General features: G+C 44.3%; 17 protein-coding genes. 9 read left to right on the forward strand and 8 right to left on the reverse strand.

The window, feature by feature from the left end:
- The 5 genes from A3IE_RS0115465 to A3IE_RS20950 form a co-directional block, all read right to left on the reverse strand.
- The coding region (locus A3IE_RS0115465; RefSeq protein WP_020396532.1) for an IS1/IS1595 family N-terminal zinc-binding domain-containing protein at positions 1 to 186 on the reverse strand (186 nt) is incomplete at its 3' end.
- Between the two features lie 70 nt (positions 187 to 256).
- Positions 257 to 397 (reverse strand): hypothetical protein, encoded by a 141-nt coding sequence (locus A3IE_RS22905; protein ID WP_020396533.1) that lies wholly within the window; start codon positions 395 to 397, stop codon positions 257 to 259.
- A 208-nt stretch (positions 398 to 605) separates the two neighbouring features.
- Positions 606 to 770, reverse strand: a complete 165-nt coding sequence (locus A3IE_RS23205; RefSeq protein ID WP_245539205.1) for a LuxR C-terminal-related transcriptional regulator — start codon at positions 768 to 770, stop codon at positions 606 to 608.
- A gap of 61 nt (positions 771 to 831) precedes the next feature.
- Positions 832 to 1,221 carry a response regulator gene (locus tag A3IE_RS23210; protein ID WP_020396534.1) on the reverse strand — a complete coding sequence of 130 codons (390 nt, stop codon included), beginning with the start codon at positions 1,219 to 1,221 and terminating at the stop codon, positions 832 to 834.
- A 209-nt stretch (positions 1,222 to 1,430) separates the two neighbouring features.
- Positions 1,431 to 3,182 carry an ATP-binding response regulator gene (locus A3IE_RS20950; protein WP_020396535.1) on the reverse strand — a complete coding sequence of 584 codons (1,752 nt, stop codon included), beginning with the start codon at positions 3,180 to 3,182 and terminating at the stop codon, positions 1,431 to 1,433.
- A gap of 169 nt (positions 3,183 to 3,351) precedes the next feature.
- Between A3IE_RS20950 and A3IE_RS22230 the strand changes: the two genes are divergently transcribed.
- The 9 genes from A3IE_RS22230 (at position 3,352) to cysK (ending at position 11,756) form a co-directional block, all read left to right on the forward strand.
- Complete coding sequence (locus A3IE_RS22230; protein WP_020396536.1) at positions 3,352 to 3,795, forward strand: DsrE family protein; 444 nt, start codon at positions 3,352 to 3,354, stop codon at positions 3,793 to 3,795.
- Positions 3,796 to 3,806: 11 nt separating this feature from the next.
- Positions 3,807 to 4,073 (forward strand): hypothetical protein, encoded by a 267-nt coding sequence (locus A3IE_RS0115490; RefSeq protein WP_020396537.1) that lies wholly within the window; start codon positions 3,807 to 3,809, stop codon positions 4,071 to 4,073.
- Positions 4,074 to 4,423: 350 nt separating this feature from the next.
- Positions 4,424 to 5,800 (forward strand): flavin monoamine oxidase family protein, encoded by a 1,377-nt coding sequence (locus A3IE_RS0115495; RefSeq protein ID WP_020396538.1) that lies wholly within the window; start codon positions 4,424 to 4,426, stop codon positions 5,798 to 5,800.
- A gap of 154 nt (positions 5,801 to 5,954) precedes the next feature.
- Positions 5,955 to 6,989, forward strand: coding sequence for a sulfate ABC transporter substrate-binding protein (locus A3IE_RS0115500; protein WP_020396539.1), 1,035 nt, complete (start codon positions 5,955 to 5,957; stop codon positions 6,987 to 6,989).
- 18 nt (positions 6,990 to 7,007) lie between these two features.
- Positions 7,008 to 7,859, forward strand: a complete 852-nt coding sequence (cysT, locus tag A3IE_RS0115505; RefSeq protein WP_020396540.1) for a sulfate ABC transporter permease subunit CysT — start codon at positions 7,008 to 7,010, stop codon at positions 7,857 to 7,859.
- Entirely contained in the window at positions 7,856 to 8,719 is an 864-nt protein-coding gene (gene cysW, locus A3IE_RS0115510) for a sulfate ABC transporter permease subunit CysW (protein ID WP_020396541.1), read from the forward strand. The genes cysT and cysW overlap by 4 nt, the downstream gene beginning before the upstream one ends.
- Positions 8,716 to 9,804 (forward strand): sulfate/molybdate ABC transporter ATP-binding protein, encoded by a 1,089-nt coding sequence (locus tag A3IE_RS0115515; protein ID WP_020396542.1) that lies wholly within the window; start codon positions 8,716 to 8,718, stop codon positions 9,802 to 9,804. Before cysW ends, A3IE_RS0115515 begins: the two co-directional genes overlap by 4 nt.
- 10 nt (positions 9,805 to 9,814) lie before the next feature.
- Positions 9,815 to 10,747, forward strand: a complete 933-nt coding sequence (locus A3IE_RS0115520; protein ID WP_020396543.1) for a CysB family HTH-type transcriptional regulator — start codon at positions 9,815 to 9,817, stop codon at positions 10,745 to 10,747.
- 25 nt (positions 10,748 to 10,772) lie between these two features.
- On the forward strand, positions 10,773 to 11,756 hold the full coding sequence (cysK, locus tag A3IE_RS0115525) for a cysteine synthase A (RefSeq protein ID WP_020396544.1): 984 nt from the start codon (positions 10,773 to 10,775) through the stop codon (positions 11,754 to 11,756).
- A 112-nt stretch (positions 11,757 to 11,868) separates the two neighbouring features.
- Here cysK and A3IE_RS0115530 read toward each other — a convergent pair whose 3' ends face one another.
- The 3 genes from A3IE_RS0115530 to pta all read right to left on the reverse strand — a co-directional run bounded on the left by A3IE_RS0115530 (position 11,869) and on the right by pta (position 15,640).
- A complete protein-coding gene (locus A3IE_RS0115530) occupies positions 11,869 to 12,327 on the reverse strand; it encodes a DsrE family protein (protein ID WP_020396545.1) in 459 nt (152 codons plus the stop codon).
- Between the two features lie 98 nt (positions 12,328 to 12,425).
- Complete coding sequence (locus tag A3IE_RS0115535) at positions 12,426 to 13,556, reverse strand: acetate/propionate family kinase (RefSeq protein WP_020396546.1); 1,131 nt, start codon at positions 13,554 to 13,556, stop codon at positions 12,426 to 12,428.
- Positions 13,553 to 15,640, reverse strand: coding sequence for a phosphate acetyltransferase (gene pta, locus A3IE_RS0115540; protein WP_020396547.1), 2,088 nt, complete (start codon positions 15,638 to 15,640; stop codon positions 13,553 to 13,555). The genes A3IE_RS0115535 and pta overlap by 4 nt, the downstream gene beginning before the upstream one ends.
- Positions 15,641 to 15,772 lie beyond the last annotated feature (132 nt).

Here is a 15,772-nt window from a genome sequence, read left to right on the forward strand (position 1 = left end):
ACCATTGATCGCCATCTCAACAATTTTTTCGGGAATACCGTCGCGGTTGCCCACATTATGATAGTAAAGTTGAAAACTACGTTGGCAATCACGGCAGCGGTAACGCGGTTCACCACTACGCGCATAGCCGTGTTTGTAAATCGATGCACTTTGACAGTAGCGGCAGTCGACTGGTACGGTGGCCATACACACCTCTTCCTCAGATCAAATGCCTTTAACGATAAAGCTCCATCAAAGCGTTTTCAACTCCCTTAAATCACGACCTTTCATTGTTATTACTAATATCGGCTGAATATCCCGCAGGACACTGCACGCCATCCTGTTCACTAGCAAATATTAAGTTGCTCGCCAATAAAACAGGCAAGGATAATAAAAGCACAGGAAAATAGTTTTTCATAACCAAGCTCCAAATAGCCCATTAAATATCAGGATTGATCAAAGGCTTATAAGAAACTTTAGTACAAGTAGAGAGCATTGTTAATCGTACTTAAGTATGATGGCATTACTGATAGATTATTTTATTATTTAAACACTGAAACACCTAAGCCACTTAAAAATACAATTTCCATTTTTAAGCATGAAACTATATTTTTAGCATAAGTACCTTAGATTAAACCGAGCCGTCGCCCCTCAATAACGCAACTGGTACGATTATTAACTGCTAGAGATTCCATGAGCTTGGAGGCATGTGATTTAACCGTAGACTCTGTAATGCCTAGTTTATTAGCAATTTCTTTATTCGATAGGCCATCTTCTATTAAACGCAACACCTCAATTTGACGATCACTTAGGCCAAACTTTAAACAATAATTATCTTTAACAGGAGTAGAACTATCTATCTCTAATGGGAAATAAACACCCCCCCAAAACAAGGCGCACAATAGATATAATTTCCTTGGCTTGCAAAGATTTGTGAATATAACCCATAACTCCTTGTTTATTAACTTGCTGTGCTATTTTAATATTATGATCAGCAGAAATAATAATAATCGGGGTAGTATTGAAGTTTTTACTAAGCTTTCTAATCAAACCAAAACCATCTAATCCAGGTAGATTAACATCTACTAGAATTAAATCATACAATTTATGCTGTTCGATTAGTTGAAATGCCTTATCTGCATTTTCAGCAATATGTACAATTGTATGATTACCTAATCTCAATAAGACTTGGCGCAATGCTTCAGCAAATAGAGGATGATCATCGACCACTAAAATATACATATATGCTTGACCTCGCTGAAGGCTAGTTCCCATTTAGTACTTGCAGCAAACGTAAGTTTCAACCATTTGCCTCTCTCTATCATGCTTTCAATAATCAAGGAGCTTTGCACAGGCATCACTGATTACTGATTTTATTGCATTTTTTTATTTTAGCAGTGCATTGACCTTTGTGTATAACCAAAAACAAACCAATATAAGGCGATAGGCTCTCACTGACTATGGGGTAATAAAACACTCATCGCGACCCGCAAACGTGCTGGCGCTACAGGTTTGTGCAATAAATACAAACCACTAGCATTAGCCTCACGCAAACGCTCTTCGCTGGTATCGCCAGTGATAAGTAATGCAGGTAAATCCATCTGGTAGTAGGCACGTACCTGCTGAATAGCAGCCGCACCAGTGGCATTTTCCCTTAGCCGATAATCAGCAACCATCAAATCTGGTATAACTTGTGCTTGGTTGAGTAATTCAATACCTTGCTCAGCAGATTCAGCTCCCCAACTTTGACAACCCCAAGTACTCAGCAATGCCTGCATACTGTTTAGAATTTCCTGATTATCATCAATTACTAAGACACTTATGTTTTGCAATGGTGATAAAGGTAATAACGTTTTACGTTGCTCAACCAATTGCCCATCACCTAATGGCAGTTGGACGGTAAAGCGGGAACCTTGCCCAACTTGGGAAATACAAGTCAGTGGTATATCCAACAATAAACATAGCTTTTTAACAATCGCCAACCCTAATCCTAAGCCCTTACTGCGATCCCGCTCAGGATTATCTAATTGATAATACTCATCAAAAATATGCTCTTGTTCTGACTGAGGAATACCGATACCTGTATCTTCAATCACTAACTCAACTTTTTGCCCGACTAATTGACATGAAACACTTACCTGTCCCTGCTGGGTATAGCGCAATGCATTTGAGATTAAGTTGCTTATAATTCTTTGCAACAATAAAGGGTCACTAAACACAATATAGGGCTGACAATAGGTACTCAGGACCAAATTTTTTTCCTTGGCCTGTGACTCATACTCTTCAAAAATAATAGAGACAATACTAGCTAAGTTAAAGTGGCTAAGCTGTACTTCAACAATGCCTGCATTTAAGCGAGACACATCCAATAGACTATTAAATAGCTCAGTTAATGAATGATTAGTACGATATAAAGCCTGTAAATACCTTACGCCATCTGTTTGCACATGAGGCTCTAAAGCATCTAGATATAAGCCTTGGGCATGTAAAGGTTGGCGCAAATCATGACTGGCTGCTGCTAGAAAACGATCTTTAGTAATCACCGCTTGTTCAGCAACTAACTGGTTCTGTTCAGCACGCGCTTTTTCCGTTGTTAAACTTGAGATCAGCGCATTATTTTCAAAACGCAAACGAATAGAATCACGAATAATACGGCTATAGGTATTAGCCACCACAAGGCTTGCAATCACAAAGACCATGAAGGCAAAACCCATGGCAATATACAGCCTACCACCTGCATAAAAAACTTGATAAATCAATGGTATCGAAGTAGGCAATACAAAGGCGAGAAAGGAGGAGATACGTGGAGCATGTGCCGCACTGCCTGCGGAAATCAAACCTGCATAAAAACAAATTACAAATAATACTAAATCATGGCGTTCTGGCGTAAATACAATAGGAAAAGTAATGCCCCAAAAAATACCAACCAATAAAGCACCTGAAACAGCCCGCTTTTCCCAAAAATCAGGATCAGCTCGCCCTTGTGCAAGAGCTTTTTGAAAAACATGCCGATCTGCTAAACGTAATGCAGACAAAACTAGCATCGCAGCTAATAGCCACAATAACTTGACCCCGTAGAGTTCCCAACTTGCCCACAAAACTGCACTCAAAACAAACAGACTACCTGGCAAGTTAACATTTAAATTGCGATAAAGGATTTTTAATTGTTCCAAATGTACAACTTTATCAAGTGTGTCAGGCATATTTAGCTACTATAGAAGCACTCAATAACTCTACCTTATACCATAGCCACTAATCAGCAATCATACTTAAGTATGATCACTAAACCCTGAACATCTAGCCTATACTCCTAAGCAATAACAATACCAAAACAAACCACATTTTCTACTAATAAGGTTAAGGGCAATTCTTATGCCAAACGCATTCTTACAATCTGTAAATACCCGCCCCCCTGTTTCACTTTATCCAAATTATCAACCTAAAAGAGCTTATGTCATCGTATTAACAACTGGTTCCGAAGATCAAGGCAAACGTGCCACTTTGGCACTATCCACAGCCTGTTCCGCATTAGCCATTGATATGCAGACCCATCTCTTTTTAGTGGGAGATGGCAGCCATTGGGCTTATCAAGGCCACGCGGAACAAGTTCATCAAACCGGCTTTCCAAGTTTAATCGAGCTACTGGAAACTTATTTAGAACTGGGTGGGAAAATTTATTTATGCTCAGCCTGTGATCAGGTATGCAGTGCACCGTTAAGCAATGGAAGTAAAAATATTCGTCGTTCTGAAATCGAATTACGTGGTTTGGTGAGCATTCTCGATTTTGCCACAGAAGGCACAACTATTACTTTTTAAGGAGCATGATAATGAGCTGTTTACTCCCACCCGTTTGCGCTTTTTGCAAACATATTCTTAATGCACCTGAGCAAGAGTGTCGTGCTTTTCAGGAAATTCCTGATGCTATTATGCTTGGGCAAAATGATCACTTAGAACCCCTTGAAGGCGATGGTGGTTATCAGTTCTGCCTTGCAGAAGAACACCGAGAAGCCTTTAGCGAAGTGAATGACATTCGTCAATCCCTAGGCCTAGCGGCATTCCGTTTGATGCCCATAGACTCTGGTAAATACGCCTAAAGCATTTAAAGCCTGTTTTAAGAACATAACTAACACGGCAAGGCTCAAAGAATAAAACAATCACCCCATCTACGTGACTAACGCCACATACTCAGTGCTTGGCAGCCACAAAAAAGATAATACTGAGCATCTTTCTTCCGTTCCATCATTCAAGCTTAAGCCAAATCAAACCCATCTAAATTCATCACAACAGTAAAGCCACTACTATTGATTTGCCTGAGCAGCAACGCCATGAACCCGCACCGCTTTGCTAAGCGTATATTTTTCTATCGCCTCAAAGATCGGGCTAATTTATAGTAGTCATCGGATTCAATAACGCAATAGCGCTTAGTCACAGGGTAGTTTACACGATGCATAGACGTAATTTTTTCCAATGGCTGGGTCTGGTGATGCTTGGCGCGACCACAGCCGCTTGCACTGACAGTGACAGTAGTACCAGCAATACCAGCCCGAATAATAAGCGTGTGCTAGTAATTGGGGCTGGACTTGCAGGTTTAGCAACTGCACGAGAATTAATACGTAATGGTTACGATGTGCTGGTATTAGAGGCCCGTGATCGGCTTGGTGGACGTATCTGGACAAGCCACCAATGGGCAAATGTACCACTGGATTTAGGCGCGACGTGGATACATGGCACTCAGGGTAACCCGATTACTGACTTAGCCAATGAATTAAGTGCACAACGCCTTGTCACCTCTTATGACAATACCATTACTTATCATACCAACGGCAAACCTTTATCCACTACTGACATAGCGCTACTCACCGAGTTGGACGACAGTGTGTTTAAGGCACTGAGTACTGCTCAAGATCAATCTTCAGATCGCTCTGTTCGACAGGCGGTGGAGGCTCTTTTTCAGAAATTTGGGGGCAATCCCGAAGCCATACGCCTGCTCAATTTCGTATTGAGTGGCAAGATCGAACAGGAATATTCGGGTAGTGCTACTCAGCTGTCGGCTCATTGGTATGATAATGCCAAGGAGTTTGACGGCGATGACGTTTTGTTCAGTCAGGGCTTTGAAACCATTACCAACTACCTTGCGAGTGGTATGCGGGTTGAACTGTCTCAAGTCGTCAAAGAAATTCACTGGGGTTCAGCGACGATCAAAGTCGTAACCCAGCAGTCTGAATTCACAGCCGATAAAGTAGTGGTAACCCTGCCGCTGGGTGTATTACAAAATAATGCCGTCAGTTTCATCCCTGCCCTACCCGCTAATAAGAATAATGCCATTCAGAAGTTAGGGATGGGTGTTTTGAATAAATGTTATCTACGCTTCCCCTACGCATTTTGGCCTAGTAGTGCGGATTGGTTGGAATATATTCCAGAGCAACACGGTGAATGGACAGAATGGGTAAGCTTCCAACGAGCCGCTCAACTACCCATATTACTAGGCTTTAATGCCGCTGATCGTGGGCTTGAGATCGAAGCTTGGTCAGATACGCAAATCGTAGCCAGCGCCATGAAAACCTTACAGACCATTTTTGGGACTACCATACCGCAGCCTACCGCTTATCAAATTACACGCTGGGCATCGGATCCTTTCGCTCGTGGCTCGTATTCCTACCAAGCGTTGGGATCAACGCCTGATATGCGCAACACCTTAGCACAACCGTTGAATAATCAATTATTTTTCGCTGGCGAAGCGACTAATAGAGACTACTTTGGGACAGCGCATGGCGCATACTTAAGTGGTTTAAGAGCTGCTCAGGATGTCGTGAAGACATAAGGCGTTTGTGCATCCGTACCAGCACTCAGCTAAAAAAACTAGTCCTTCTTATCCAAATAAAGCATAAACATTCCGTTTTTTCTTGGTTAGTTTGCATAAGAGACTTTCGTATGATGCGTCCATACCTAACAACCAAAACTCCCAAGGACGCGCTATGAATTTTAAAATCAATGACTTCCATTCAGGTAAAAAGACTTTAGCCCTTGCTTTCTTGTTGGGCGTAACTAGCCTAACGGGTTTCGCTCATGCCGCTGATATTCAATTACGCAATGTGTCTTATGATCCAACGCGTGAACTTTATGCTGAATATAACCCATTGTTTAACAAATACTGGCAAGGTAAAACCGGTGATAATGTTACTGTCGAGCAGTCACATGGAGGCTCGGGTAAACAAGCGCGTGCTTTGTTAGATGGTTTGGATGGTGATGTCGCCACATTAGCGTTAGGTTATGACATTGACTCATTAGCCAGTAAAGGGGATTTATTACCGAAAAATTGGCAAAGCCTCTTACCGCATAATTCAACACCCTATACCTCCACCATCGTCTTTCTAGTGCGCAAAGGCAACCCTAAAGGCATTAAAGATTGGCCTGATTTAGCCAAAGCTGATGTAGAAGTAGTAACACCTAATCCCAAAACCTCAGGTGGCGCACGATGGAACTACTTAGCCGCTTGGGGTTATGCGCTCAAACAACCCGGAGGCAATGAAGCAAAAGCCAAAGCATTTGTAAAAAACATCTTTGCTAATGTCAAAGTACTGGATACGGGGGCGCGCGGTTCGACCACCACCTTCACCCAACGCGAAGTAGGCGATGTTTTAATTACTTGGGAAAATGAAGCTTTCTTAGCCCTCAAAGAATTTGGCGCAGACCATTACGAAATCATTACCCCCTCACTATCGATTTTGGCGGAACCGCCTGTTGCGGTCGTGGAAAAATATGCCAAACAACACGGTACAGAAGCTGTTGCCAAAGCGTATTTGGAATACCTCTATACCCCTGAAGCACAGGATATTATTGGCAAACACTTCTTCCGTCCACGGGATGAAAAAGCCTTAGCTAAATACAAAGATCAATTCCCAAATTTACAACTGTTCACCTTACAAGAAGTGTTTGGGAGTTGGGAAAAAGCACAAAACACGCATTTTGCTGATAAGGGTACTTTCGACCAAATTAAACAACTACCCTAAAGCAGGATTAGAGTGCTTATGGCAACTGCTAAGACCTTCCGTGTATTGCCCGGCTTCGGTTTAACGCTGGGCTATACCTTGGTTTATCTGTCACTGATCGTATTGATTCCTTTAGCTGCGGTATTCATTAAGGCCACATCGCTCAGCTTTGCGGATTTCTGGCAAACCGTCACGGATCCACAAGTGGTTTCATCGTATCGTGTGACCTTCCTCACATCCTTGGCCGCAGCCGCCATTAATGTGATATTCGGCCTGCTGCTCGCTTGGTCGCTAGTACGCTATGAGTTTTGGGGTAAACGCGTAGTCGATGCCTTAATCGATCTACCTTTTGCCCTGCCCACGGCAGTAGCAGGCATTACACTATCTGCCTTATACGCCAAAAATGGTTGGATTGGCAGCCTATTAGCTCCCTTAGGTATTAAAGTCGCCTTCACACCCCTCGGTATTTTGGTGGCCTTAACCTTCATTGGTCTACCCTTTGTGGTGCGCACCATTCAGCCGGTTTTACAAGAATTAAGCCTTGAGTTTGAGGAAGCTGCTACTACGCTCGGAGCCAACCGCTGGCAAGCTTCCCGCTATGTCGTATTACCAGCCCTCTTACCTGCCATCATTACCGGCTTTACGCTGGCTTTTGCACGGGCAGTAGGCGAATACGGCTCTGTGGTTTTCATTGCAGGCAATATTCCAATGGTGTCAGAAATTACACCCCTTTTGATTATTACACGCTTAGAGCAATTTGATGTCGCGGGTGCAACGGCAATTGCCGTGGTTATGCTAGTCGTCTCGTTCATACTGCTCCTAGTGATTAACGTATTACAACACTGGGCGAGTAGCCAAGGTAGTCGCTTGAAAGAAGGAAAAGCCGCATGAGTGCTGCCGACACTATTAAGGTTTATCACAGCGCTGAACGCTATGAGAAAAATCCTGCCACCCGCGAACCACGCTGGGTTAAATATACGATTCTAAGCATGGCGCTAGGCTTTTTTGGCTTATTTCTCTTGCTGCCTTTATTCGCGGTTTTCACTGAAGCCTTGCGTAAAGGTTTTAGCGTTTATGTAGCGGCGATTACCCACCCTGATACATTATCAGCCATTCGTTTAACCTTACTCGCCAGTTTTATTGCCCTACCCTTGAACATAGTATTTGGTGTGGCTGCCGCGTGGTGTATCAGTAAATTTAACTTTCGTGGTAAGCAATTACTAATCACGTTAATCGATCTCCCTTTTTCAGTATCCCCCGTAGTCGCTGGCTTAATGTATGTCTTAGTGTTTGGGATTCACGGTTGGTTCGGTAGCTGGTTAGCGGATCACGGCATAAAAGTCATTTTCGCAGTGCCCAGTATCATTTTAGCGACGACCTTTGTGACCTTTCCATTTGTAGCACGCGAACTGATTCCACTGATGGAAGCACAAGGGACAGATGCCGAAGAAGCCGCCATTTCGCTCGGTGCAACAGGCTGGCAAACATTCTGGCATGTCACGTTACCCAATATTAAATGGGGTCTGTTATATGGCGCTATTCTTTGTAATGCACGTGCCATGGGTGAGTTCGGCGCAGTATCGGTAGTGTCTGGACATCTACGCGGCCAAACCACCACCCTGCCCTTGCATGTCGAGATTTTATATAACGAGTATCAATTTGCGGCTGCTTTTGCAGTAGCTTCTTTATTAGCGCTATTAGCACTGGTTACCTTAGCTTTAAAACTTTATGCGGAGCGTCATTTGTCATGAGCATTACAGTAAAAAACATCTACAAGCGTTTTTCTAATTTCAACGCGCTGAATGATGTTAGTTTAGAGTTCCCGACGGGTAAATTAGTGGCACTACTGGGCCCGTCTGGCTGTGGTAAAACCACCTTGTTACGCATTATTGCAGGCTTAGAACAAGCAGATCGTGGAGAAATTTGGCTAGAGGGTGTGAATGCTTCCAAGCTGCATGTGCGTGAGCGCCAAATCGGCTTCATGTTCCAGCATTACGCACTCTTCCAGCACATGAATGTCTTTGACAATATTGCTTTTGGTTTACGCATGAAACCCCGCCATCAGCGTTCCAGCGAAAGTGTCATTGTTAAGCGCGTGAATGAACTATTGGAATTAGTACAATTAGCCAACCTAGCACAACGTTACCCCGCACAGCTTTCTGGCGGTCAGCGTCAACGTATTGCGTTAGCGCGCGCGCTGGCTATTAATCCACGTGTCTTATTACTCGATGAGCCGTTTGGCGCTTTGGATGCGCAAGTGCGTAAAGATTTGCGCCGCTGGTTACGCCAATTACATGATGAACTCCATATTACCTCGATTTTTGTAACGCATGATCAAGAAGAAGCCTTGGAAGTCGCCGATCAAATCGTACTCATGCATAAGGGGCAGGTGGAACAAATGGGTAGCCCACTGGAAGTCTTTACTCAGCCTGCTACGCCTTTCGCTTATAATTTCCTTGGTACCGTAAATCGTTTTGAAGGTACTTGGCAACAAGGTCATTTACACAGTGCCGGTGATGGTGTGCATTTGCCCCATCAAACCCTACCCGCCGGTATTGCTGAAGGTGATTCAGTGATTGCCTTTGCGCGCCCACATGAAGTGCGGGTTGTACCCAGCTGCGAACAACTCGCCCCTCATGGCATTAAAGCCAAGATCGCGCGCATTCTGGCTTTTGGCCCGACCGCTCGGATTGAATTAGTGCGCACCCATGAACACAGCAGCCAGCCGGAATATTATGAAGCCAATATACCCACACACGAAATTCAACAGTTACAATTGTATGAAGGGCAAGCGGTAAAAGTACAACCTACACGCTTGCAGGTATTTGCCGCTTAAAGGAGCGATTATGAATTTCCAGCAACTGCGTATTCTTCAAGAGGCAGTGCGCCAAAACTACAATTTAACGGAAGTTGCCAATGCGCTTTTTACCTCACAATCAGGGGTGAGTAAGCACATTAAAGACTTGGAGGATGAGTTAGGCATTGAAATCTTTATTCGTAGAGGCAAGCGCTTTCTGGGTCTAACCGAGCCGGGGCAACAACTGCTGGAAATCGTAAAGCGCATGTTAATCGATGCGAATAATATTAAACAATTAGCGGATCAATTCAGTAACGCCGAAGCTGGTTCATTGGATATTGCCACCACGCACACGCAAGCTTGCTATAAATTGCCCCCGATTATTACGGCATTTAAAAAACTTTATCCGCGAGTACATTTGGCGATTCATCAAGCCAAACCCAATGAAATTGCGGCCATGCTTCAAGAAGGTAAAGTGGATATTGGTATTGCGACAGAATCACTGATGCAACAACAACATTTGGCAACTTTTCCATTTTATGTGTGGAGTCATGCCCTGATTGTACCGAAAGGCCATCCTTTAGAAAAAATACCTGACCTAAGCTTGGAAGCTATCGCCGAATATCCTCTGATTACTTATTTCCATGGGATGACGGGGCGTCTGAAAATTGATGAGGCGTTTTCGCGGGTGGGCGTAACACCGGATATTATCATGTCCGCGCTCGACTCAGATGTGATTAAAACCTATGTTAGCTTAGGACTAGGGATTGGCATTATTGCATCCGTGGCCATTAATCCAGAGCGCGATACTGCCATATCATTGCTAGACTGTAGTCATTTGTTTGAGCCAAACACCACTTATATTGCGGTGCGGCGCGGACATTATTTACGCGGCTATGCTTATCGCTTTATGGAATTATGTTCTGCCCGTTTAAACGAGCAAACTATACGCGAAGCATTAACGCATATTACCGAAGAATAACAAAGAAATTAGGAGATCATAAGTTATGACACAGATTTTTAACGACAACTCACAGTCGATTGGCAAGACACCTTTAGTCCGCTTAAATCGCATTACTGATGGGGCAAAAGCCACTGTACTCGCCAAAATCGAAGGCCGTAACCCTGCTTACTCAGTGAAGTGCCGGATCGGTGCGGCGATGATCTGGGATGCGGAAGAACGCGGCTTATTAACGGCGGGCAAAGAATTAGTCGAACCCACTAGTGGTAATACTGGCATTGCGCTGGCTTATGTAGCGGCAGCCAAAGGCATTCCTTTAACCCTTACCATGCCGGAAACCATGAGTATTGAGCGCCGTAAATTGTTAGCGGCTTATGGTGCAAAATTAGTACTCACCGAAGGCGCAAAAGGTATGAATGGTGCGGTAGCAAAAGCGGAGGAAATTGCGGCCTCGGATCCGAATAAATACGTGTTGTTACAGCAATTCAAAAATCCAGCCAATCCACGCATTCACGAAAAAACGACTGGCCCCGAAATTTGGGCCGATACGGAGGGCAATATTGATATTTTTGTCGCTGGTGTAGGCACAGGTGGCACCATTACCGGTGTGACACGCTATCTTAAGCACACCCAAGGCAAAACGATTCAATCAGTAGCCGTAGAGCCTTCAGCAAGTCCTGTACTCACGCAAAAACGCCAAGGCGAAGCGATTAAGCCAGCGCCTCATAAAATTCAAGGGATCGGCGCAGGCTTTGTGCCAGAAGTGGTGGATTTAACCCTTATTGATCGTATTGAACAAGTCAGCAATGAAGAAGCCATTAACTACGCGCGGCGCTTAGCACGTGAAGAAGGCATTCTAGCGGGTATTTCCTGTGGTGCAGCCGTAGCAGCAGCAATACGTGTGGCACACGAGCCAAACAATGTTGGAAAAACTATTGTTGTTATACTGCCAGACTCCGGCGAACGCTATCTCAGCACTGCTTTGTTTGATGGGCTTTTTGATGAATCGGGCTTAGCAATTGAGCCATAAATATTCAGTCAACAGCATCATCGCTAATTGGCTTCGTGTTACCACTAAATAGTGGCTGCAAGTTCTAATGAGTAGAACTTGCACCTTCAATTTACACAGAACTCTTCTGGCATTAGGGACTTAAATAGTTCCAGCCTTGGTTTTGGCGCTCCATAATGCGTGCAATACCAGCCTGAGCCACACCAACACCCTCAATTAAAGTCGGACGCTTTCCCTCCTTGGCTTCAACAGTATCGAGTGTATTACCACAGGCTGTAAACACAACATTTTGCAGCATTAAACTCTCGATGCGTGGTTTATACGCACTGTCAGCACTTAAAAACCAAATACCTGGGCCATAAGCTACGACTTCGATTTCGATATTATCGACACCAAAATGCTTTTGTAAATTCACAATATTAGAAAGCACATGATCCTGCAAATCAGTATCTTTTTTATTCACCTGAATCACTAGACGTTGCTGTTCAGCACTAGGCGCTTCAGCATTAGCAGACCACACGGTGGGAATCGAAATCAAGCTTGCAGCAATAACGATACTTAATAATGCACTGCGAAAATTCATCTTTAACATGCGCGACTCCTACTATAGTGCAGCAAATATTCATTCTATCAAGCTTAACAATTTGCCAGCATGGATAAAACTACTGAAAAGGAGTAGAAGCCCCCCAACTAGCTCAAAAAACTCAAGGTATGACGTGCAATCGCTAATTCTTCATTGGTGGGCACGACTAGAATTTTCACGCGGCTGGTCACGGTTTGGCATTCAATAATACCTTGAGTGGATACAGGATTTTTGCTGCGATCTAATTCAATACCCAAGCCTTTTAGATTATCACAGCTCAAAGCACGAATACGGGCTGAGTTTTCACCGATACCACCGGTGAATATCAACGCATCGACTTCGCCTAGTACGGCATAATATGCGCCAATATATTTTTTGACGTGATAAGTAAACATCGCTTCGGCTAATTGCGCATCGACATTGTCCTGATCTGCCAAGCGTTGCACTTCGCGCATATCACCTACACCGCAAATACCTTTCAAACCACTTTGCTTATTCAGCATAGTTTCCAAATCAGTGAGCGACATTTTCAATTGGCGTGCCAAGAAAAAATGCAGCGCTGGATCAATATCACCACAACGCGTACCCATTATTAAGCCTTCTAAAGGGGTTAAACCCATGGAAGTGTCCACGCTTTTGCCTTGTCGAATCGCGGTTGCACTACAACCATTACCTAAATGTAAGGTGATGAGATTCAAATCGCGTAGGGGTTTACCGAGGTATTCAGCAGCTTGTTGCGCGACATATTGATGCGATGTGCCATGAAAACCATAACGCCGGACTTTCTGTTGCTCGTATAACGAAGCAGGGAGGGCATAGCGATACGCGACTGGTGGCATGGTTTGATGAAACGCAGTATCAAACACCGCAACTTGCGGTACATTCGGAAATAACCGTTGTGCGACTTCAATGCCTTCCAAATTAGCCGGATTGTGCAGTGGTGCCAGCGGAATCATCTCTCGCATTACTGCAATCATGTCGGGCGTAATCAATGCCGCATCGTGAAACGCCTCGCCTCCATGCACGGCACGATGTCCAATCGCACGAATCGGTAATTGGGCGCGTTCCAAATGCGCGACAATTTGTTCTAAGGCAGCTTGATGATGCACCGTAGCACTACCTGCTTCACCAATTCGATCAATCAAACCTTTCATTAATACCTGTTGGGTATTCATATCAAACACTTGATATTTGAGCGAAGAACTACCCGCGTTTAGCACTAAGATATTCAAATTCATGCCTTCACTTCCTGTGCCTGAATCGCGGTAATCACCACGGTATTGACGATGTCGGCGACGGTACAACCGCGACTTAAATCATTGACCGGCTTATTCAAACCTTGCAATACCGGCCCTACAGCAACCGCATTCGCCGAACGTTGCACTGCCTTATAAGTATTATTGCCGGTGTTCAAATCAGGGAATACTAATACTGTGGCTTGTCCTGCAACCGCACTATTAGGCATTTTGGAACGACCCACCTCAGGATCAACCGCTGCATCGTATTGAATAGGTCCATCGATTTTTAGTTCAGGACGACGGCTTTGTGACAGTTTGGTGGCTTCGCGCACTTTTTCCACATCTGTACCTTTGCCGGAACTACCGCTGGAATAAGATAGCAGTGCGGTACGGGGTTCAACGCCAAACATGCGTGCCGTGTCAGAAGAAGTTACTGCAATATCTGCTAATTGCTCAGCGTTCGGATTCGGATTCACCGCACAATCACCATACACCAATACTTTATCTTCCAAGCACATGAAGAATACGCTGGACACCAAATTGCAATTTGGTTTGGTTTTGATGATTTCAAACGCGGGGCGGATGGTGTGTTGGGTGGTGTTGATCGCCCCCGACACCATGCCATCCGCATAACCTAAATGTACCATCATCGTGCCGAAGTAACTCACGTCGGTCATAATGTCGCAGGCTGCTTTTAAGGTCATACACTTGTGGCTGCGCAATTCGGTATACACTTCGGCAAATTCCTTGCGTAACTCTGAGGTGCGCGGATTGATAATTTGAATATCGCGTAGTTTTAAACCGAGATGCGAGGCTTTGGAGCGTACTTTCTCTTCCTCACCCAAGATGCTGAGCTTGACCACTTGGCGCAACGATAAAATTTCTGCCGCGCGCAAAATACGTTCATCTTCACCTTCGGGCAGTACAATATGCTTGATTTGTTTCTTGGCGCGTTGAATCAATTCATATTCAAACATTAAGGGTGTGACGCGTTTGGCATGATCACTGGCAATCAAACCACGCAATTGCTGCATGTCGACATAGGATTCCATCATGCCGAGCGCAACCGCGATCTTGCGTTCATCCGAAGGTAAAATACGACCTTCCACATTATTAACTTTCAATGCGGTGGTAAAGGTGTCATGCGGTGAATGCAGAATCGGCAGGCGCATGGGTTTTACGCCTTTCAATAATTTTTGAATTTGTGGCGCGGGTTCTTGATCACCACTCAAAATAATCCCTGCAATACGCGGATAAGTGTCTGAACTTTCTGCTGCAATACAACCTAAAATAATGTCAGAACGATCCCCAGGGGTAATCACTAAACTGCAATTTTCTAAATGCTCAAGAAAATCTTGCACTTGCATCGCTGCCACTTTATAGCTGGCAACTTCATGGGTTAAGGATTGGCGTGTACCATAGATAGTTTTGAGATCAAGTTCGCGCGCAATTTCGCCAATCGTTGTACGTCCCAGAGCCTGACGTTCTGGCAAAATATAGAACGGAAAGGGCGAACCCTCTAATAAGGCTTTGAGATTGTCGGTTTGATTATTAGGCACGCGATTAATAAAAGCAGCAAGGATTTCACAATGCTGATGCGTGGCTAAATGATCTTCTAACATTCGTACTGAGTCAGCTATATCGCTGGCGCTACGATCATGTCCTTTAATCACAGGCATATATAAACAGCCAAAATGATTGGCTAGACGTGCATTCAGATCGACTTCTAAACCCGTATTGGCACCCGCAAAATCCGTTCCGGCACACACCACAATATCGCATTGCTCCTGAATGTGACGATATTTGGCAAGAATCAATTTGACCCATTCATCAATCTTACCTTCACCAATCATTTTGCGCGTGGTTTCCAAGGTGCAACCATAAAGTTCGTCAGCTTGGAATGGCAGTTGATAGCGATTACTGATGAGATGAATCAAGGGATCTGAACCGTCTTCTTGCTTCACCACGGGGCGAAAAAAGCCCACTTTGGGCGTCATCGCTTTGAGCATTTCCATCATGCCCAATACAATAATTGATTTGCCGCTATGTGCTTCGGCACCTGCAATATAAATACTGTGAAACACAGCCTTATCCTTCTTCTAAATCAACAAGTAGGGTTGTTCGTTAGTATGGTTATAAAATAAGCCTACCTAGCGTGTTTTTGTGCGTTGCACTATTTTGGGTTCATGGTACTCAATTCCGCCTGAACCGCCAAG

The sequence above is a fragment of the Thiolinea disciformis DSM 14473 genome, assembly GCF_000371925.1.
GTDB classification, from domain to species: domain Bacteria; phylum Pseudomonadota; class Gammaproteobacteria; order Thiotrichales; family Thiotrichaceae; genus Thiolinea; species Thiolinea disciformis.

What these genes read in the sequence shown, in the direction of transcription:
- A3IE_RS22905 (WP_020396533.1), bottom strand. Translation starts at nt 397, where the DNA reads ATGAAAAACTATTTTCCTGTGCTTTTATTATCCTTGCCTGTTTTATTG.
- A3IE_RS23210 (WP_020396534.1), bottom strand. Translation starts at nt 1,221, where the DNA reads ATGTATATTTTAGTGGTCGATGATCATCCTCTATTTGCTGAAGCATTG.
- A3IE_RS20950 (WP_020396535.1), bottom strand. Translation starts at nt 3,182, where the DNA reads ATGCCTGACACACTTGATAAAGTTGTACATTTGGAACAATTAAAAATC.
- A3IE_RS22230 (WP_020396536.1), top strand. Translation starts at nt 3,352, where the DNA reads ATGCCAAACGCATTCTTACAATCTGTAAATACCCGCCCCCCTGTTTCA.
- A3IE_RS0115490 (WP_020396537.1), top strand. Translation starts at nt 3,807, where the DNA reads ATGAGCTGTTTACTCCCACCCGTTTGCGCTTTTTGCAAACATATTCTT.
- A3IE_RS0115495 (WP_020396538.1), top strand. Translation starts at nt 4,424, where the DNA reads ATGCATAGACGTAATTTTTTCCAATGGCTGGGTCTGGTGATGCTTGGC.
- A3IE_RS0115500 (WP_020396539.1), top strand. Translation starts at nt 5,955, where the DNA reads ATGAATTTTAAAATCAATGACTTCCATTCAGGTAAAAAGACTTTAGCC.
- cysT (WP_020396540.1), top strand. Translation starts at nt 7,008, where the DNA reads ATGGCAACTGCTAAGACCTTCCGTGTATTGCCCGGCTTCGGTTTAACG.
- cysW (WP_020396541.1), top strand. Translation starts at nt 7,856, where the DNA reads ATGAGTGCTGCCGACACTATTAAGGTTTATCACAGCGCTGAACGCTAT.
- A3IE_RS0115515 (WP_020396542.1), top strand. Translation starts at nt 8,716, where the DNA reads ATGAGCATTACAGTAAAAAACATCTACAAGCGTTTTTCTAATTTCAAC.
- A3IE_RS0115520 (WP_020396543.1), top strand. Translation starts at nt 9,815, where the DNA reads ATGAATTTCCAGCAACTGCGTATTCTTCAAGAGGCAGTGCGCCAAAAC.
- cysK (WP_020396544.1), top strand. Translation starts at nt 10,773, where the DNA reads ATGACACAGATTTTTAACGACAACTCACAGTCGATTGGCAAGACACCT.
- A3IE_RS0115530 (WP_020396545.1), bottom strand. Translation starts at nt 12,327, where the DNA reads ATGTTAAAGATGAATTTTCGCAGTGCATTATTAAGTATCGTTATTGCT.
- A3IE_RS0115535 (WP_020396546.1), bottom strand. Translation starts at nt 13,556, where the DNA reads ATGAATTTGAATATCTTAGTGCTAAACGCGGGTAGTTCTTCGCTCAAA.